19 protein-coding genes are annotated in these 18139 nt (G+C 71.8%); 16 read left to right on the forward strand and 3 right to left on the reverse strand.

Going from position 1 to position 18139, the window contains the following annotated elements:
• Nucleotides 1–14 precede the first annotated feature (14 nt).
• The 7 genes from RR1_RS04030 (at nt 15) to RR1_RS04060 (ending at nt 5596) form a co-directional block, all read left to right on the forward strand.
• A complete protein-coding gene (locus RR1_RS04030) occupies nt 15–308 on the forward strand; it encodes a WXG100 family type VII secretion target (protein ID WP_010836639.1) in 294 nt (97 codons plus the stop codon).
• A 273-nt stretch (nt 309–581) separates the two neighbouring features.
• Nucleotides 582–1025 (forward strand): 50S ribosomal protein L13, encoded by a 444-nt coding sequence (rplM, locus tag RR1_RS04035; protein WP_040772180.1) that lies wholly within the window; start codon nt 582–584, stop codon nt 1023–1025.
• Nucleotides 1022–1549, forward strand: coding sequence for a 30S ribosomal protein S9 (gene rpsI, locus RR1_RS04040; protein ID WP_010836637.1), 528 nt, complete (start codon nt 1022–1024; stop codon nt 1547–1549). The genes rplM and rpsI overlap by 4 nt, the downstream gene beginning before the upstream one ends.
• Nucleotides 1550–1772: 223 nt before the next feature.
• Entirely contained in the window at nt 1773–3137 is a 1365-nt protein-coding gene (gene glmM / locus RR1_RS04045) for a phosphoglucosamine mutase (RefSeq protein WP_010836635.1), read from the forward strand.
• A gap of 103 nt (nt 3138–3240) precedes the next feature.
• A complete protein-coding gene (locus RR1_RS04050; RefSeq protein WP_010836634.1) occupies nt 3241–3558 on the forward strand; it encodes a hypothetical protein in 318 nt (105 codons plus the stop codon).
• The gene (locus tag RR1_RS04055; protein WP_010836633.1) at nt 3555–5366 is read left to right on the forward strand and encodes an ICP22 family protein; all 1812 of its coding nucleotides are present in this window, start codon (nt 3555–3557) and stop codon (nt 5364–5366) included. The genes RR1_RS04050 and RR1_RS04055 overlap by 4 nt, the downstream gene beginning before the upstream one ends.
• Nucleotides 5363–5596: a hypothetical protein gene (locus RR1_RS04060; RefSeq protein ID WP_010836632.1), complete on the forward strand. Its 234-nt coding sequence runs from the start codon at nt 5363–5365 to the stop codon at nt 5594–5596. Before RR1_RS04055 ends, RR1_RS04060 begins: the two co-directional genes overlap by 4 nt.
• Here the strand turns inward: RR1_RS04060 and RR1_RS04065 are convergent.
• Nucleotides 5569–6420: a dienelactone hydrolase family protein gene (locus RR1_RS04065; protein ID WP_010836631.1), complete on the reverse strand. Its 852-nt coding sequence runs from the start codon at nt 6418–6420 to the stop codon at nt 5569–5571. The genes RR1_RS04060 and RR1_RS04065 overlap by 28 nt on opposite strands.
• A 98-nt stretch (nt 6421–6518) precedes the next feature.
• Between RR1_RS04065 and glmS the strand changes: the two genes are divergently transcribed.
• A complete protein-coding gene (gene glmS, locus RR1_RS04070) occupies nt 6519–8381 on the forward strand; it encodes a glutamine--fructose-6-phosphate transaminase (isomerizing) (protein WP_040772179.1) in 1863 nt (620 codons plus the stop codon).
• Nucleotides 8382–8414: 33 nt separating this feature from the next.
• Here the strand turns inward: glmS and RR1_RS04075 are convergent, their stop codons facing one another.
• Nucleotides 8415–8792, reverse strand: a complete 378-nt coding sequence (locus RR1_RS04075; protein ID WP_040772178.1) for a cupredoxin domain-containing protein — start codon at nt 8790–8792, stop codon at nt 8415–8417.
• Between the two features lie 109 nt (nt 8793–8901).
• Between RR1_RS04075 and RR1_RS04080 the strand changes: the two genes are divergently transcribed.
• The 7 genes from RR1_RS04080 to tsaD are packed head-to-tail and all read left to right on the forward strand — an operon-like array spanning nt 8902 to nt 15370.
• Nucleotides 8902–10350 carry a bifunctional ADP-dependent NAD(P)H-hydrate dehydratase/NAD(P)H-hydrate epimerase gene (locus tag RR1_RS04080; protein ID WP_072713600.1) on the forward strand — a complete coding sequence of 483 codons (1449 nt, stop codon included), beginning with the start codon at nt 8902–8904 and terminating at the stop codon, nt 10348–10350.
• Between the two features lie 48 nt (nt 10351–10398).
• Nucleotides 10399–11616, forward strand: a complete 1218-nt coding sequence (gene alr, locus RR1_RS04085; RefSeq protein WP_010836094.1) for an alanine racemase — start codon at nt 10399–10401, stop codon at nt 11614–11616.
• Nucleotides 11617–11650: 34 nt separating this feature from the next.
• Complete coding sequence (locus RR1_RS04090; protein WP_040771962.1) at nt 11651–12682, forward strand: alpha/beta fold hydrolase; 1032 nt, start codon at nt 11651–11653, stop codon at nt 12680–12682.
• The gene (gene tsaE / locus RR1_RS04095; RefSeq protein ID WP_010836092.1) at nt 12672–13166 is read left to right on the forward strand and encodes a tRNA (adenosine(37)-N6)-threonylcarbamoyltransferase complex ATPase subunit type 1 TsaE; all 495 of its coding nucleotides are present in this window, start codon (nt 12672–12674) and stop codon (nt 13164–13166) included. The genes RR1_RS04090 and tsaE overlap by 11 nt, the downstream gene beginning before the upstream one ends.
• A 25-nt stretch (nt 13167–13191) precedes the next feature.
• Nucleotides 13192–13845, forward strand: a complete 654-nt coding sequence (tsaB, locus tag RR1_RS04100) for a tRNA (adenosine(37)-N6)-threonylcarbamoyltransferase complex dimerization subunit type 1 TsaB (protein WP_010836091.1) — start codon at nt 13192–13194, stop codon at nt 13843–13845.
• Nucleotides 13842–14336, forward strand: a complete 495-nt coding sequence (rimI, locus tag RR1_RS04105; RefSeq protein WP_010836090.1) for a ribosomal protein S18-alanine N-acetyltransferase — start codon at nt 13842–13844, stop codon at nt 14334–14336. The genes tsaB and rimI overlap by 4 nt, the downstream gene beginning before the upstream one ends.
• Nucleotides 14333–15370, forward strand: a complete 1038-nt coding sequence (tsaD, locus tag RR1_RS04110; protein ID WP_010836089.1) for a tRNA (adenosine(37)-N6)-threonylcarbamoyltransferase complex transferase subunit TsaD — start codon at nt 14333–14335, stop codon at nt 15368–15370. The genes rimI and tsaD overlap by 4 nt, the downstream gene beginning before the upstream one ends.
• Nucleotides 15371–15386: 16 nt before the next feature.
• Here the strand turns inward: tsaD and RR1_RS04115 are convergent, their stop codons facing one another.
• Nucleotides 15387–17150, reverse strand: coding sequence for an Hsp70 family protein (locus RR1_RS04115; RefSeq protein WP_010836088.1), 1764 nt, complete (start codon nt 17148–17150; stop codon nt 15387–15389).
• Between the two features lie 313 nt (nt 17151–17463).
• Here RR1_RS04115 and RR1_RS04120 point away from each other — a divergent pair, with 313 nt between their 5' ends.
• Nucleotides 17464–18027, forward strand: a complete 564-nt coding sequence (locus tag RR1_RS04120; protein ID WP_010836087.1) for a potassium channel family protein — start codon at nt 17464–17466, stop codon at nt 18025–18027.
• The last annotated feature ends 112 nt before the right edge of the window (nt 18028–18139 follow it).

An 18139-nucleotide genomic window follows, 5' to 3' on the forward strand; every position in this document is an offset into this window, starting at 1 on the left:
GTAAGGGGAGATAGATGTCGGATTCGATGAAGTACGGGTTCGGTGAGATGACCGCGCTCGCCGGGGAGATCCGCGGCGATGCGGGCAGGATCGGCCAGGCCCAGGACGACCTGCAGGGCTTCGTCAACGGGCTCGTCTCGACGTGGGAGAGCTCCGCGCAGCAGGCGTACCAGGCCGAGCAGGTCAAGTGGGACCAGGCCCAGCGTGACCTGATGACCACCCTCGAGCAGATCGCGAAGACGGTGGAGCAGGGCGCGAACGACATGCAGCAGACCGAAGCGCGCAACGCCGCGCAGTGGAACGGCTGACACACGCTCGATCGAACGGCGCGGTGGGAACGGAGACGTTCCCACCGCGCCGTTCGTGTTCGCAGCCCTCGACGTGCAGTTTTGCCGGTGGTTCCCCTCGCCGGGTAGCATGTTCGGTTGGCGCATCTCGCGTCGGCGATCGATCGTGCCCGGCAGGCCCGGGCCGATCCCGTCGACGATGTGCTTCCGGGTCCCAACTGGCCGCTGGAAGCCGCGGTGAGACCCGTTCCGAGTGCGCAGGCCAGCAGCAGAACAATCGACGAGGAAGTTCACGTGTCTACGTACAGCCCCAAGGCCGGTGACGTGACCCGCCAGTGGTACGTCATCGACGCCACCGACGTGGTGCTCGGTCGCCTCGCCGTCCAGGCAGCGAACCTGCTTCGCGGCAAGCACAAGCCCACCTTCGCACCGCACGTCGACGGCGGCGACTTCGTCGTCATCGTCAACGCGGACAAGATCGCTCTGAGCGGCAACAAGCGCGAGGACAAGTACATCTACAGCCACTCGGGTCACCCGGGCGGACTGAAGTCGAGGTCGGTCGGCGAGGTTCTCGAGAAGAACCCCGATCGTCTCGTGGAGAAGGCCGTGAAGGGCATGCTCCCCAAGAACAAGCTCGGCAACGCGATTGCCGGCAAGCTCAAGGTCTACGCAGGCCCGAATCATCCCCACGCCGCGCAGCAGCCGGTGCCGTTCGAGATCAAGCAGGTGGCCCAGTGACCGCGCCGGAGGAGCAGAACGTGAACCCCGAAGAGATCAACGAGGGTGTCGAGATCGCCGCTGACGAGTACGTCGCGGTCGAGGAGCCCGAGATCGCCGACGAGATCGAGGCCGCAGCCGCGGCCCCGCTGACCTTCGATCGCCCGGTTCAGGCCGTCGGCCGTCGTAAGGAAGCGATCGTTCGTGTCCGGCTCGTGCCGGGCTCGGGCAACTTCGTCCTCAACGGCCGGAGCCTTGAGAACTACTTCCCGAACAAGGTTCACCAGCAGATCGTCAAGGCTCCGCTGGTGACGGTCGAGCGGGAGAACTCGTTCGACATCGTCGGCCTCCTCGGTGGCGGCGGCCCGTCCGGCCAGGCCGGCGCCCTGCGTCTCGCCATCGCGCGTGCGCTGACCGAGATCACGCCCGAGGATCGTCCCGCGCTCAAGCGCGCCGGCTTCCTCACGCGTGACGCTCGCGCCGTCGAGCGCAAGAAGTACGGACTGAAGAAGGCGCGCAAGGCGTCGCAGTACTCGAAGCGCTGACGTTTCGGCGGCCGCCGTCCCGCCCGATCCCACCGTTGCACCGATACCGGCCCCGAGTGGCCGCTACCGTCTGAACCACGGGATCGTGCGGGGTGGCTCGGCCGTGCCGTACTGCACACGCAGACGCACTTCACGAGAGCAGGCGTTCACGATCGTCGAACGCCTGCTCTCGCCGTATCGTGTCGACGCACCTGTCGGGGGTGCGAAAGGGGTCTGACCCACTATGGATCGGTTGTTCGGTACCGACGGCGTTCGGGGCACGGCGAACTCCGTGCTCACGGTGGAACTCGCGATGCAGGTCGCGCAGGCAGCGGCCGTCGTGCTCGGCGGTGGTTCGCGATCGGGCACGACGACGACCGCCGTCGTGGGCCGGGATCCGCGCATCAGCGGTGAGGTCCTCGAGTCCGCGGTCGTCGCGGGGCTGACGTCCTTCGGCGTCGACGTCGTCCGCGTGGGTGTCCTTCCGACCCCGGCCGTCGCGCATCTGACGGCGAAACACGGCGCGGCGCTCGGCGTGATGATCTCCGCGTCGCACAATCCCATGCCGGACAACGGCATCAAGATCTTCGGGACCGGCGGACGCAAACTTCCCGACGCGGTCGAGGACGAGATCGAGGCACAGATGCCGCTCGTCGAACTCGCCGCACGCCCGAGCGGAGCACAGCTCGGCCGGATCCGCAGCGACGACACCGCGCTGGGCACCTACCTCGACCATCTCGCCGTCGCCGCGCCCACCCGGCTGGACGGCCTTCGCGTCGTCGTCGACTGCGCGAACGGCGCGGCGGCCGAGGCGGCCCCGCACGCGTACCGCGCCGCGGGCGCCCATGTGATCGCGATCAATGCGGAGCCCTCGGGCCTGAACATCAACGACGACTGCGGTTCGACGCATCTCGACGTCCTGCGCGCCGCCGTCACCGAGCACGGCGCCGACCTCGGTATCGCCCACGACGGTGACGCGGACCGCTGCCTCGCCGTCGACGCGGCCGGGAACGTCGTCGACGGGGACGCGATCATGGCGATCCTCGCGATCGCGATGCGCGACGCGGGCGAACTCACGGGCGACACCCTCGTCACGACCGTCATGAGCAATCTCGGACTGCACATCGCGATGCGCGACGCGGGAATCGAGACCGTCTCGACGTCGGTGGGCGACCGCTACGTCCTCGAGGCCCTCGCCGACGGCGGGTTCGCTCTCGGCGGCGAGCAGTCCGGTCACATCGTGCTCCCCGGCTTCGCGACGACGGGCGACGGCACGCTCACGGCGTTGCGGCTGATGGGGACCATGGCGACCACGGGGCGCTCGCTCACGGAGCTCGCGTCCGTCGTGACGGTGTTGCCGCAGGTGCTGCTCAACGTCGCAGTCGACGACAAGTCGACCGTCGCGTGCAATCCCGATGTCGTCGCCGCCGTCGCGGCGGCCGAAGCCGAACTCGGCGACACCGGCCGGGTGCTGTTGCGACCGTCCGGAACCGAGGAACTCGTGCGGGTCATGGTCGAGGCACCCGGCGTTCCCGCCGCCGAGCGCGTGGCGCGCGAACTCGCCGAGGTCGTCGCCGCTGCACGTCCCGTCGCCCGCGACGTCCGGTGATTCTCTAAGGTTCACGGGGAACCGTCCGCGCGGGCGGTGCGTCGAACGGGGTGACGCACCGCGGCCCGCGGCGCATCGAGCGGGAATCAGGGGTGGGGGAGTCATGGGTAGTGGGGGAGAGCCGGACGTCGAGATCGACGCGTCCGCGGTGATCGGAATCGCACGACGCTTCGCGTCGTCGGCGTCTGCGCTGGGCGAAGCCGCGGCCGCGACGCGCGACCTGCGGTTCGGTGCTGCGTCGCTCGGCCCGGATCACGCGAGCGAGGCGCGCGCCCTCGCGGTGGGTCTCGCACGAGTCGCGGACGTCCTCACCGAACGCGCCGGTGACGTCGACGTCGTCGCCGCGGCGACCGAAGCGACGGCGGCAGCGTACGTCTCGGCCGACGACGCCGCGTCGACGCGGTTCGGGAACCTCACGTGAACCCCGACGTCGAGCGACTCGTCCGTGACACCGCGCTCGACGCGGCCTTCCGGAGCAGGCTCACCGCCGCGAGCGAGAGCTCCGATCCGCGCCTCGGCGATCTGCTCGACGCGGCACACGCCGCAGTCGCCGCCCGGGAGCGCCGTGACGACCTCTTCGACCGTCGTGACCTCGCCGAACCCGTCTCCCGCGTCCTCGACGACGGCGCCGTCGGGCTCGACTTCTTCGCGCTGTTCCTGCCCAGCGCCCGTGCTCTCGGGTACGCGGGCGACGACGAGACCGTCGACGGATACCGGCGGCTCTACGACCGCGAGCACGCATTCGACCTCGACGCACTCGTCGACGACGTGCGGCGGCTCGAACACGGGCTGACCCGCGCGCGAGACGAACTGATCGTCCAACGCGACGAGACCGGTCGGCTCCGCTCGGCATGGCCCGATGCGCTCGGGACCGCCGTGAGCGTGCGTGCCGCCGCCGCCGCCACGGAGTTCGAGGATGCTGTGACGACTGCGGAGGACGCGCTCGCCATCGTCCACGATGCCGTCGCCACCGTCCGGAAGGCCGTCGCGCACAAGGCCTTCACGGTGTGCGCTCAGTTCACGCCGCTCGTGGGCGGCCGCACCGCTGCGGAGGTCGGTGACCTCACCGCACTGGCCGCCACCGAACAGGGCGGTTCGGCGGCTCGCGCAGCGCGTGTCTGGCTCGACACACACCTGCTTCCCGAGTACCGGGAGCGTCGCGACGCCGTCGTCGCAGCGTGCGAGAGGTGTGACGCGGACGTCCGTGAGGCGATGCGGATCGCCGCCGATGCGCTGACCGGGATCGAGCCCGCCCCGCGCTGGCGGCCGGACGGATTCGCCGTGCCGCAGCCTTCGGCTCCGGTGGAGTACGTCACGTTCGCGCACGGGGAATCGCCCGTGGGCGCGGCCGGAGTGTCGCGTGGCGACACGGCCGTGCCGCAGGCAGGTGCAGCGCCGCCGATGTCCGCAGCGTCGACGTCTGCAGCGTCTCCGATGGTCGCCGCACCGCAGGATGTGGCAGCGCCGCAGGCACCGCAGGCAGGTGCTCCGGTGCCTCCGGCCTTCTCGTCGACTCCGCTGACCTCGGACGCCGCACCGCCGCCGATCCTCGGTGCCCGGCCGGACGCGACCGCGCCGGGAGTGGGCGGCGACGGTCTGGCCCGGTTGATTCCGGTGCTCGGATCGGTCGCGGCAGAACTCGTGGGGCAGGTCGGCGCTGTCGTCGGAGGCGTGATCGAACGGGTCGCGGCGGAGCACCTGGACGGCGGGGACACAGACGGCGGGGACACAGACGACGGGGACACAGACGACGGGGACACAGACGACGGGGACGACAGGGCCGCAGTCGATGTGGCCGGTGACGATGCGGAGGTCGGTTCGGACAGCCCGACCGTGCGCATCGGCGACGAGGACTGGACTGTCGAGACCGGAGGCGACGATGGTGCGTTGACCCTCGGCCGCGACGGCGTCTCGGTCGAGTTCTCGCTGCACCTGGGCGACGACGGCATGCCCGAGATCGACCGCACCGACGGCGTGTCCGGCGACTCCGAGTCCTCGGAAACCACGTCCCACGACGCCGAATCCGCCGAACCCGAATCTCACGAGCCGGACCCAGGACAGCCCGAGCCCACGGCCGAGCCGGTGGTCGCGGGCCCGGGCCGTTCGACGACCCCGGCGCCCGCCCGGGGAGAGCCGCTACAGAGCGACGCCCCGCAACGAAGCGATGTGCCGGCAGGCGACGGCCATGGGCCGCGCGGTGCTCACCTCGCCGAAGCGGGTCCGTTGTGACGACGCAGGACGCGGCCGCACGCCTGTCCGCGATGCGCGAGCGCATGGACCGCGACGCCGAGCGGCTGCTCGCCGGGCTCGCGTCGGCGCGGGACCGGCACCCGGACGATCACACTCCTGATCGCCACACCGCGGCCGATCACACGGCCGCCGATCACACCGCTGTCGACAACGGTGCGGACGACGGCAGCGACGACGCGTACTACGTGCGGAGCAGCTGGCTCGTCTGACGCAGCGCGGTGGCGGGGGAGGTCTGCGGGTCGTCGGCCGGGTGGGTGAGTGTCCCCGGGATCTCGGCGTCGGGGTCGGTGAACGCGTCGTACGTCCCGTCGCCGGTGAGTGCGGACAGCAGGAAGCCGGTGAGCAGGGCGCGGGTGACGTGTTGCGTGCCGCGGTCGGATCCGGTGGCGCCGAGCGCCTTGTAGAGATAGCGGCCCTCGCCGAGGCCGTCGCGGTGGGCGTCCGGGACGATCCGCAGCAGGGCGGTGTCGCCGGCCGCCTCGTAGAGCGATCGCGCGTCGCTGTCGACCGATGTGGCGTCCTGCCCGTCGCCGACGACGAGGAGAGGCGCCGAGACGCGGCCCGCGACGGACTCGGCACGCGGCGAGGTGGGTGCCGGGTACAGCGCGGCGACGGCGGCGACGTCGCGGTTCGCGGCGGCGAGCACCGCGGCGCTCGCGCCCATGCCGTGCCCCGCGAACGCGAGTTTGTCGGGGTGGACGCTGATGTTGCCGGGTCCGAGGCGCACTCCGACGCAGATGTCGAGGGTCGCAGCGAGATCGACGGCGAAGCCGCGGTGCGACGGTACGGGGCCGCGGGCGGTGTCGGGGGCGGCCGCAACGATGCCCCAGGACGCGAGGTGCTCGAGCGTCTTGCGGTAGCCGGCCGATCCGGTCAGCCAGCCGTGACCGAAAGCGACGGCGGGAAGGCCGAACCCGGACTCGGGAGTGAACACCACACCGGGCTGGCCCGCGAGAGCGAGGTCACCGCGCAGGACGCGATGAGGTCCGCGTTTGGTGAGCGAGCGCACGAGCTTCTTCGGATTCTCCGCCACGTCCGAGACGTTAGTCGATACGGAGAGTGATGTACGGCGACCGGGCGCGGAGCGAGTCCGGCTCGCTCCCGTCGGTCGAACAAGTACGCTGGTGAACCATGTGCGGAATTGTGGGGTACGTCGGCCATCGGCAGGCGCTGCCCGTCGTCGTCGAGGCGCTGCGCCGTATGGAGTACCGCGGCTACGACTCGGCCGGTGTGGCAGTTCTCGACGGCTCCGGAGGAGTCGCGATCGAGAAGAAGGCCGGCCGCCTCGCGAACCTCGAGGCCGAGCTCGACGACACCGGTCGCGAGCGTTTCACCGGCGTCTCGGGAATCGGCCACACGCGGTGGGCGACCCACGGCCGCCCCACGGATCGCAACGCGCACCCGCACGTCGACGGAACCGGCAAGGTCTCGGTCGTCCACAACGGCATCATCGAGAACTTCGCGCCGCTGCGCAGCGAGCTCGAGCACGCCGGTGTCGAGTTCGCGAGCGACACGGACACCGAGGTCGCGGTGCATCTCGTCTCCCGTGAGTACGAGACGGGCGAGAACGCCGGACGGTTCGTGGAGAGTGCGCTCGCGGTGTTGCGACGCCTCGAGGGCGCGTTCACGCTCGTCTTCACCCACGCCGATCACCCGAACACGATCGTCGCCGCCCGCCGGTCCACGCCGCTCGTCGTCGGTGTCGGTGAGGGCGAGATGTTCCTCGGCTCCGACGTCGCCGCCTTCATCGAGCACACGCGGGACGCGGTCGAACTGGGCCAGGACCAGGTCGTCGTCATCACGCCCGAGAGCTACTCGATCCTGAACTTCGACGGCACCGAGGCGTCGGGCCGTCCGTTCCGCATCGACTGGGATCTCGCCGCCGCCGAGAAGGGCGGCCACGACTACTTCATGCTCAAGGAGATCGAGGAGCAGCCGGCCGCGGTCGGCGACACGCTCCTCGGGCACTTCCACGACGGCAAGATCGTGCTCGACGAGCAGCGGCTGTCGGATCAGGAACTGCGCGACGTCGACAAGGTCTTCGTCGTGGCGTGCGGCAGTGCCTACCACTCGGGCCTGCTCGCGAAGTATGCGATCGAGCACTGGACTCGCCTCCCCGTCGAGGTCGAGCTCGCGAGCGAGTTCCGCTACCGCGACCCGGTGCTCGACCGGTCGACACTGGTCGTCGCGATCTCGCAGTCGGGGGAGACCGCCGACACGCTCGAGGCAGTCCGGCACGCGAAGGACCAGAAGGCGCGCGTGCTCGCGGTCTGCAACACCAACGGCGCGCAGATCCCGCGTGAAGCGGACGCCGTCCTCTACACGCGCGCCGGTCCGGAGATCGGCGTCGCGTCGACGAAAGCGTTCCTCGCTCAGGTCACCGCGAACTACCTGGTCGGTCTCGCCCTCGCGCAGGCTCGCGGCACGAAGTACCCCGACGAGGTCGCCCGTGAGTACGACGAGCTCGAAGCGATGCCCAAGCTCGTCGCGCGGGTCCTCGAGACGGTCGAGCCCGTTCGCGCCCTCGCGCGTGAGCTGGCCGCTTCGCCGACGGTACTGTTCCTCGGTCGCCACGTCGGCTACCCGGTGGCGCTCGAAGGTGCGCTCAAGCTCAAGGAACTCGCGTACATGCACGCGGAGGGATTCGCGGCGGGCGAGCTCAAGCACGGCCCGATCGCGCTGATCGAGGACGGGCTGCCGGTCATCGTCGTCATGCCGTCGCCGAAGGGGCGCGCGGTGCTGCACTCGAAGCTGCTGAGCAACATCCGGGAGATCCAGGCACGCGGTGCGCGCACCGTCGTCATCGCGGAGGAGGGCGACGACGCCGTGCGGCCGTTCGCCGATCACCTCATCGAGATCCCGGCTGCTCCGACGCTGCTGCAGCCGCTGCTCTCGACGGTGCCGCTGCAGGTCTTCGCGGCCGAGGTCGCGCAGGCGCGCGGCTACGACGTCGACAAGCCCCGCAACCTCGCGAAGTCCGTCACCGTCGAGTAGTACACCGTCGAGTAGCCGTACCTGTATCGGCCGTCACTGCACGATCACCGTCCCGGTCATCTCGGGATGGATCGTGCAGTGATAGTCGTACGTTCCGGGTTCGGTGAACGTCACCTCGTACGTGCCGGTCGGCTGCAGCGGGCTGTTCAGCACATCCGCCGCGTCGCCGAGGCCCACGACGTCGTGCGGCGTGCCGCGGTCGTCGAACGTCCATGTGACGGTGTCGCCGACCGAGACGGTGATCGTCTGCGGCGTGTACGCCATGTCGCGCACGATCACTTCGAGCGGATCGGGCTGCCCGGAGGCGGCCGAGTCGTCGCCCCCTCCGCCGCATCCAGCGAGTGCGCCGGCCACGAGCAGGACCGCCGCCAGCGCGCCGCCGCGCCGGGTTCCGAGTGCGAATCGTGTCATGCCCCGACCGTACGGGGCGGTTCCGGCGACGTGCGGCCAACGTCCTCGCCGTGTGGCGCTCGTCGCGTAACGTCCGAAGCGGAGTCGAAGCTCGGCGAGAGGCGGGTGGATGCGCGGGTACTACACGGCGGCGGAGGTGCGCGACGCCGAGGCGCCGCAGCTCGCCGTGCTTCCCGAGGGGACGCTCATGCGCCGTGCGGCGTACGGCGTCGCGCGGGTCGTGGCCGACGAATTGCGCTCGCGCACGGGCGGAGTCGTGGGCAGGTCGGTGGGGCTGCTCGTCGGGACGGGGGACAACGGCGGTGACGCGTTGTGGGCCGGCGCGTTGCTGCGTCGCCGCGGCGTCGTCGTCACCGCCTGCCCCGTCGATCCGGAACGGATGCACGCGGCGGGAGCGGCGGCACTGCGCCGTGCGGGAGGGCGCATCGCCTCCGGCGCGCTGCCCGACGACGTCGACCTCGTGATCGACGGGATCCTCGGGATCTCGGGCAAGGGCGGGCTGCGCCGTCCCGCGGCGGCACTCGTCGAGCAGGTGAGCGCCCCGATCGTCGCGGTGGACCTGCCGAGTGGCGTCGACTGCGACACGGGCGCCGTCGACGGAGCCGCGGTCCGCGCGGACGTCACGGTCACCTTCGGGTTGCTGCGCCGCGTGCACGCGCTCGCCGCGGCGATGTGCGGGCGCGTCGAACTCGTCCCGATCGGCATCGAGAGCGGCGACGCCGGGCTCGTCCAGCTCGACGCGGCGGACGTCGGGCAGATGTGGCCTGTCCCGGGCGCGCACGACGACAAGTACACCCAGGGGGTCGTCGGTGTGGTCGCCGGCAGCCCCGGATATCCGGGCGCCGGGATCCTCTGCACGAGCGGTGCCGTCGCTGCAACGTCGGGCATGGTCCGGTACGCAGGGCCGGACACCGCGGCGATCGTCGGGCATCGCCCCGAGATCGTCGCGGCGCCCGACATCGCGTCGACCGGCCGCGTCCAGGCATGGGTGATCGGACCGGGAATCGGTACCGACGACGACGCACTGGAGCGGGTGCGCGCCGTCCTCGCGACCGATCTGCCCGTCGTCGTCGACGCCGACGGGCTGACGCTGCTGGCCCGCGAACCCGACCTCGTGCGAGCGCGGTCGGCGCCGACCCTGCTCACGCCGCACGATCGCGAGTTCGCGCGGCTCACCGGCGCCGAGCCGGGAGCCGATCGCGTCGGCGCCGTCGCCGGCCTCGCCCGTGCGTGGAGCGCGACCGTCCTGCTCAAGGGCCGCGCGACGATCGTCTCGGACGGTGTCGGCGCGGCCTTCGTCAACGACGCGGGCGGGTCGTGGCCGTCGACGGCGGGCTCCGGCGACGTGCTGTCGGGGATCGTCGGCGCGCTCGCGGCGTCCGGTCTGGCGTTGCCGTGGGCCGCCGCGCTCGCCGCCCGTGCGCACGCGCTCGCGGCGAATCTCGCGGCGCGGGGCGGCGCGGCCGGCGCGAGCGGCGGATTCGGCACCGCGCCGATCGGTGCGTCGATGCTGCTCGACGCGGTGTCCGACGCCGTACGCGTGCTGAGGGTGCGCTAGCGCACACCCACGCCCCTGCCGGGCACGCCGCGGTGGCACTATCGAGTCATGACGTCGACAGACCCGGTGAGCGCGCTCGGCACGAACGGTGCCGGGCCCGGCCCGTCGCGCGCGCAACTCGAGTACGTCGTCGATCTGGACGCGATCGCCCACAACACCGGTGTGCTCCGCGAGCACGCGGGGAGCGCGGGCATCATGGCCGTCGTCAAGGCCGACGCGTACAACCACGGTGCGGCGGCGGTGTCGCGTGCCGTGCTCGCGTCGGGGGCGAGCGAGCTCGGCGTGACGACGATCGGTGAGGCGCTCGCCCTGCGGAACGCGGGGATCACGGCGCCGATCCTGGCGTGGCTGCATCAGCTCGACGCCGACTACGACGCCGCGATCGTCGGTGACGTCGAGATCGGCGTCTCCTCGCCACGGCATCTCGCGCGCGTGGTCGCCGCGGCACGCCGGGTCGGACGGCCCGCGGCGGTGACGCTGAAGATCGACACGGGACTCAACCGCAACGGCGTCGCGCCGGACGAGTGGGAGGCGACCGTGATCGCCGCCGCACGCGCGTCGGCGGAGGGTGCGATCGAGGTCCGCGGCGCGTTCACTCATCTCTCGCATGCCGACGAACCGGGTCACCCGACGATCGACCTGCAGAAGACCGCCTTCGACGCCGCCCTCGACGGGCTGCGCCGCGCGGGACTGAAACCCGCTCGCGTCCACATGGCGAATTCGGCGGCCACGCTGACGCGTCCCGACCTGCGCTACGACATGGTCCGCCCCGGAATCTCGGTGTACGGGTTCTCGCCGGTCCCGCAGCTCGGCACGTTCGGGCTGCGTCCCGCGATGACCGTTCGTGCGCAGGTGATCCTCGTCAAGCGGGTTCGGGCCGGTGAGGGCGTCTCGTACGGCCATCTGTGGACGGCCGAGCGCGACACCACCGTCGCGTTGATCCCGATGGGCTACGCCGACGGGCTGCCGCGCACGCTCAGCGGACGGTTCGAGGTGCAACTCGGTGGTCGGCGGCGTCGCGCGATCGGGCGGGTGTGCATGGACCAGTTCGTCGTCGACCTCGGCGAGAACGAGGACGGCGTCGAGGAGGGCGACGACGCGTACGTGTTCGGCAACGGCGACCACGGCGAGCCGTCGGCGCAGGCATGGGCCGACGCCCTCGACACCATCACGTACGAGATCGTGTGCGGGATCAAGGGACGGACGACCCGGAGCATCGTCGGCGGTGGCACCGTCGCCGGCGCCCCGGGCGGAAACGGGAGGTGACGCCGTGGCGACGAAACGAAGTGTGCGCAGCGTGATGCGAGGTGCGTCCGGCGCACTCGCACTCGGCTCGCTCGTGGGTGTCGACGCCGTGCGCGCGGCGGTACTGCGCCGCGCCGATCCGCACGCGGGCGAGGACTTCGCGCTCATCGAGGGCGACCGCTCGCGGATCGTGCGCTCGGACGACGGCGTCGAGCTCGCCGTCCGCGAGGTCGGCCGCGCCGACGCGCCCGTCACGGCAGTCTTCGTGCACGGCTTCTGCATGGACATGACGGCCTGGCATTTCCAGCGCTACGAGCTCGCATCGCGGTGGGGCGACGACGTTCGCATGGTGTTCTACGACCAGCGCGGGCACGGCTCGTCGGGTTCGGGTCCGCGCCCCAGCTGCACGATCGCTCAGCTGGGCGACGACCTCATGGCGGTGATCGAGCAGACCGCGCCCACCGGTCCGGTGTTCGTCGTCGGCCACTCGATGGGCGGCATGACGGCACTCGCGTTCGCGGCGCGGCATCGGCGCGCCGTCCGCGAGCGGCTCGTCGGGCTCGCGCTGATGTCGACGACGGCCGCGGGCCTGAGCAGCACCGGCCTCGCCGCGAGCCTCGAGAACCCCGTGATCGACGCGTTCCGGCTCGCGGTTCGCACGTCGCCGGACACCGTCCAGCGCATGCGGGGGGCGGCGCGGCGCATCATCACCCCGATCCTGCGCGCGGCGTCGTACGGGACCGACGTCGGCAGATCGGTCCAGGCGTTCAGCAACGCGATGATCGACCGGACGTCCGTCGTCACGATCGTCGACTTCCTTCGGACCCTCGAACTGCACGACGAGTCGGCAGCACTGCCCGTGTTGCGAGACGTCCCGACCGTGATCCTCAGCGGCGACGCCGACATCGTCATCCCGTTCGCCGCGTCGCGTGCCCTCGCCGAGGGCCTGCCGGACGCGGAACTCGTGCGCGTCCGCCGTGCGGGCCATCTCGTACAGCTCGAGTTCCCGAATCTGGTGTCGGACGCGATCGATCGGACGCTCGTGCGCAGCCTTGCCGCCGCGGAGCGGAGCCACCGTGCGGGGTGACGGCCTCGCGGCGTCGGGGACGGTGGAGCTCGCGACGACCGCCGACACCGAGGACTTCGGGCGCACGCTCGGTGCATCGCTGAGCGCCGGTGATCTCGTCGTGCTCGACGGCCCGCTCGGCGCCGGCAAGACCGCGCTGACCCGCGGCATCGCGGTCGGTCTCGGAGCCGTCGGCCGCGTCACGTCGCCGACCTTCGTCATCGCGCGAGAGCATCGCGCGGGCACGCGCCCCGACGGATCCCCGGGAGTCGGCCTCGTCCACGTCGACGCGTACCGGCTCGGCGACGCGGGGCCCGCCGCGCTCGACGAACTCGACGCGCTCGATCTCGACACCGATCTCACGGCGGCCGTGGTCGTCGTCGAGTGGGGCGGCGGGCTCGTCGAGACGCTCACCGATCGCCACCTCGCGGTGAGGTTGCGCCGCGAGCCCGACTCGGACGTCCGGACGGTGTCGTGGGCGTGGTCCTCGCGCGGCGAGGCCTGATCGAGCACGGGTATTCTGGAATATCGTGCTCGTCCTCGCGCTCGATACCTCCACTCCCGTCGTCACCGCCGGTCTCGTCGACCTGACCGGTGAGAGCCCGCGCACGCTCGCCGAGAAGGTCGAGGTGAGCGTCCGCGGTCATGCCGAGGTGCTGACTCCCCGCGTCCTGGAGGTGCTCACGAGCGCCGGCCACACGCCCGCCGATCTCGGCGCCGTCGTCGTCGGCTGCGGTCCGGGACCGTTCACGGGGCTGCGCGTCGGGATGGCGACCGGCGCGGCCTTCGCCGACGCGCTCGGCGTTCCGGTGCACGGGGTGTGCAGCCTCGACGCGATCGCGGTGCGGGCCACGGCATCCGGCCACGACCGGCTGCTCGTGGTGACGGACGCACGCCGTCGCGAGATCTACTGGGCTCGGTACGAGGACGGGCGTCGCGTCGAGGGGCCCGCCGTCGCGGCACCGGCCGACGTCGCGGGCGCACCGTCGGAGGCGGTGGCGGGCTCACCCGCCCACGCCGAGGCCTTCGCGCTTCCCGTCGTCGACGTCGTCGCACCCGACGCGGCGTCGCTCGTCGCGGTCGCGGCAGGCGACCTCCGCTCGGGTACGGATCCGGCGCCGCTCGAGCCGCTCTACCTCCGCAGGCCCGACGCCGTGCCCCTCGCCGAGCGGGCCGGACGATGACGACACGACCCGACGATCACGTCGTCGCAGCGATGGCGCTGCGTGACCTCGCCCGGTGCGCGCGGCTCGAGATCGAACTCTTCACGGAGGACGGCCCGTGGTCCGAATCCGCGCTGCGCTCCGAACTCGCCGCACCGCACAACCGCTACGTCGTCGTGCACGGCGACGACGGCGAGGTCCTCGGCTACGCCGGCATCGGGCTGCTCGGCTCGGGCGAGGGCGCGGAGTCCGAGATCCACACGATCGGCGTCGCTCCCGCGGCCCAGCGCCGCGGCATCGGCGCCGCCCTTCTGCGCGAGCTGCTGCGCTACGCCGACGAGCACGGTGGGCCCGTGTTCCTCGAGGTGCGCACCGGCAACGACGCCGCGATCGAGCTGTATCGCCGCGCGGGCTTCGAGGTCGTCGGAACGAGAAAGAACTACTACCAGCCCAGCGGCGCGGACGCGTTCACGATGCGTCGCGCGGCGGCCGGAACGGAGACGACGGCATGATCGTCATGGGAATCGAGAGCTCGTGCGACGAGACCGGCGTCGGCATCGTGCGTCGGCGTGAGGACGGAACGTGCGAGCTCCTCGCCGACGAGGTCGCGTCGAGCGTCGACCAGCACGCGCGGTACGGCGGCGTCGTCCCCGAGGTCGCGTCCCGTGCCCATCTCGAGGCGATCGTCCCGACGATGCGCCGCGCACTGGCGGCCGCCGGCATCGAGCGACCGGACGCTCTCGCCGTCACGATCGGCCCCGGCCTCGCGGGCGCGCTGCTCGTCGGGGTCGCCGCGGCCAAGGCCTACGCCGCCGCGTGGGACGTCCCGTTCTACGCGCTCAACCACCTCGGCGGGCACGTCGCCGTCGACACCCTCGAACACGGTCCGATGCCGCCGAGCGTCGCGCTCCTCGTGTCCGGCGGGCACACCCACCTACTGCACGTCACGAGTCTCGAGCAGCCGATCGTGGAGCTCGGCAGCACCGTCGACGACGCCGCGGGCGAGGCCTTCGACAAGGTCGCCCGGCTGCTGGGCCTCGGCTATCCCGGCGGGCCCGCGCTCGACGCGATCGCCCGCGACGGCGATCCGTCGGCGATCGCGTTCCCGCGCGGGATGACCGGGCCGCGCGACGCCCGACACGACTTCTCGTTCTCCGGCCTGAAGACCGCCGTCGCGCGCTACGTCGAGAAGTGCGCACGGGAAGACCGCGCCGTCCCGATTCCGGACGTCGCGGCGTCGTTCCAGGAGGCGGTCGCCGACGTGCTCACGATGAAGGCACTGCGCGCGTGCGGTGATCTCGGCGTCGACACCCTCGTCCTGGGTGGCGGTGCCACGGCGAACTCGCGGATCCGGTCGCTCGCGGCGGAACGGTGCGAGGCCGCGGGAGTGACGCTGCGCGTGCCGAAGCCGCGCCTGTGCACGGACAACGGGGTGATGATCGCCGCACTCGGCGCGCACGTCGTCGCGGGCGGGGCTCGGCCCTCGCCGCTCACCGTCGCGACCGACCCGGGGCTGCCGGTGTCGACGGCGCAGGTGAGCAGCTGACCCGAACGGGCCGGACTCAGCCGGTGGGATGAACGGCCTCGGGAGCCGGTGTCTCGGTCGGCTGCACCGGTCCCGAAGTCTCCGGCGTTCCCGACGTCTCCGTCGCGGGTGAAGTCTCCACGGGCACCGGCTGTGTCGTGGCGGGCGCGGGCGGAGTCGCCGGAGCTCCGTTCGCGGGCTCGCCCGACTCCGGGCTGCCCTGATCGGGGCCGCCCGCCCCGGGCAGCCCGGGCGACGGCGTTCCCGCCGAGGACCCGCTGTCCGGCACGCCCTGACCCGGCCCCTCGCCCGGTGCGTCACCGGGAGGTGCGGGGACGGTCGGCCAGAACGTCGGGATGTCGGGCCACTCGAACACCGGCGGCTGGGGCTCCGTCGGGATCGACGGCATCGTCAGCTCGGGCGACCCCTCCTCCGGCGCCGTCGTCCCGGTCTCGGGAGCGGCCTCGGTGGTCGTCTCGGCAGGCGGGGAGGTCGGCGGCACCGTGGTGAGCGGCGGCGATGCGGGAACGTCCCACGGCGTCGTCGGATCGGCGGCCCACTCGTCGGGCGGCAGACCCGCGGTGGTCGGCGGCTCGCCGACCTCGGTGTAGCCGCCGGAATCGGGCGACGGGGTCGCGGTGACCGCACCGCCGACCTCGGACGCCGGCTGCTCCTCGCCAGGGGCCGTGTCGTGATGGGACGTCTGCTGCACGTCCGTCGCGGCGGGCGCGAAGCCGCGGCCGCCCGAGGGGAGCGCGCTCGTGCCGTAGCCGAACAGCGCTGCGGCTGCCGTCACGGCGACCGCGACGGTGCCGACCACCTTGAGCTTCGAGCCGAGCCCCTGGCGTGGCCCGCCCGTGGTGGGGTAGAGCGCGGCCTCGGGGCCAGCGGCGAGCAGCGCGGCGCCGGTGGCCGACGCCGACTCGGGCTCGGGGGTCGTGACGACGGCGGCGTCGGTGACGTCCGCGATCGCCGCGGCGAGGGCCGGGAGTCCCGATCCGCCACCCACGAGCACGACTGCGTCGACGGTGCGCGGCGACGCGGCGAGCCGTGTTCGCACGAACTCGGCGATGCGCGTGATCGCGGGTGCGACGACGGCGTCGAAGGCCGTGCGGTCGAGCACGACGGGGCGCGCGCCGTCGCCGACCGACTCGATCCGGACGGTCTCGCCGCCGCCGGCGGGGGAGTCGGGCTTGGAGAGCGTCTCCTTCGCCGAGCGGCACCGGGCGGCGATGATCGCGCTGTCGGCGGGCAGGCGCGGGCCCGTGCCCGACTGCTGTGTGACGTGGTCGACGAGTAGGGCGTCCACGGCGTCGCCGCCGATGCCGTTCTCACGTGCGGTGTCCAGGACTGTGCCGTCGACGCGATCGACGATCGAGACCCCGACTCCGGAGGCACCGACGTCGGCGACGGCGATCGTGTCGAAGCGCGCGACGCGTCCGGTGCTGCGCAGGAACTCGAGCGTCGCTGCCGTCTCGGGGACGAGGTGGGCGCGGCGGCCGGCGACGGCGCCGCGGAGCACGTGCTGCTGCTGCTGCGTCCGGTACGTGACGGCGATCGACTCGGGGCGATGCGGGCCCGACGGCAACTGCGTGCTCATGAGCCTGATCGCCGAGCGGACGAGTCCGGCGAGATCGTTGGCGGGCTGCTCCGCGGACAGATAGCGGAACATGACGTCGTGTACATCGGGTGCGCTGTCGGAACCCGTCCGTTCCGTGCGGACGAGTGCGGCACCGACTCCGGCGGAACCGGTCGAGATGCCGAGCGACGTGGCGGTCCGACCATCGAAAGATCCGGTCATGGTCGATACACCTCCTCGTGTCGGCTGACGGGGTCCCGGGATCCGGGGCCCCGGGATCGTTGGTCCCGGGTGCGGGCCCGACGGCGTCGTCGGTTCGGGGCGGTCCACCGACACGACCGCTCCGGCCCCTCTTCGACCGGTGAGCACGGCTGTTCGCCGACGCCCGACCAAGGTCGTTATCCGAACGTTACCGAATCTCTGCCGTGAATGCGTCGGGGTTTTCCCTGATTCCTCCACCATCGAGGGGTGATCACCCCTGCGGACCTGCATCGATCATCGTCGAGAAATTCTCGCCACATCGGCGGAGTTCGCCTTGCCCGATGATCACGACGGCGCATCTCGGCATCACGATCCGGTTGCGCACGACGCCGGTGCGAGGTCCGCGGTCCGCGCTGTCGCGGCGCGATCGTGCCTCACCGTGGTGGCGGCGACGGTCGTCTACTTCACGGCGCCGGTGCAGGACCTCTCCGGCGTCCCCGGCGTCCTGTGGCTCGTCGCGGGCATCGCGATCGTCGGCGTCCTGGCATGGCTGCAACTGCGCGCGATCACGCGTTCGCGCGTCCCCGCGCTCCGGTCGCTCGAGGGTGCCGCCGTCGTCCTGCCCGTCTATCTCCTGGGCTTCGCGACCGCCTACTACGTGCTCGCGGCGGCCGTGCCGGGATCGTTCGACGCCGTCGTCACCCGAATCGGATCGCTGTACTTCACCCTGTCGGTGTTCGCGACGGTGGGCTTCGGCGACATCGTCGCGGTCACCGACCGGGCGCGCGCGCTCGTCGTCGTCCAGATGATCGGCAATCTGCTGCTGCTGGGTCTCGGCGTCCGCGTCGTCGTCGCTCTCGTCCGGTGGTCACGCGACCACAGGCCGCCCACTTCTTGAGCGTTGGCACTCTCGCGTATAGAGTGCCAACTGGCGCCGAACGAAGCTCCGGCACCCGCGACGACGGGGCTCGCAGTGGCGTGCCGCATTCGACATCCGAGAAACAGTCCGA

This window comes from Rhodococcus rhodnii NBRC 100604 (assembly GCF_001894925.1).
Taxonomy (GTDB): domain Bacteria; phylum Actinomycetota; class Actinomycetes; order Mycobacteriales; family Mycobacteriaceae; genus Rhodococcus_F; species Rhodococcus_F rhodnii.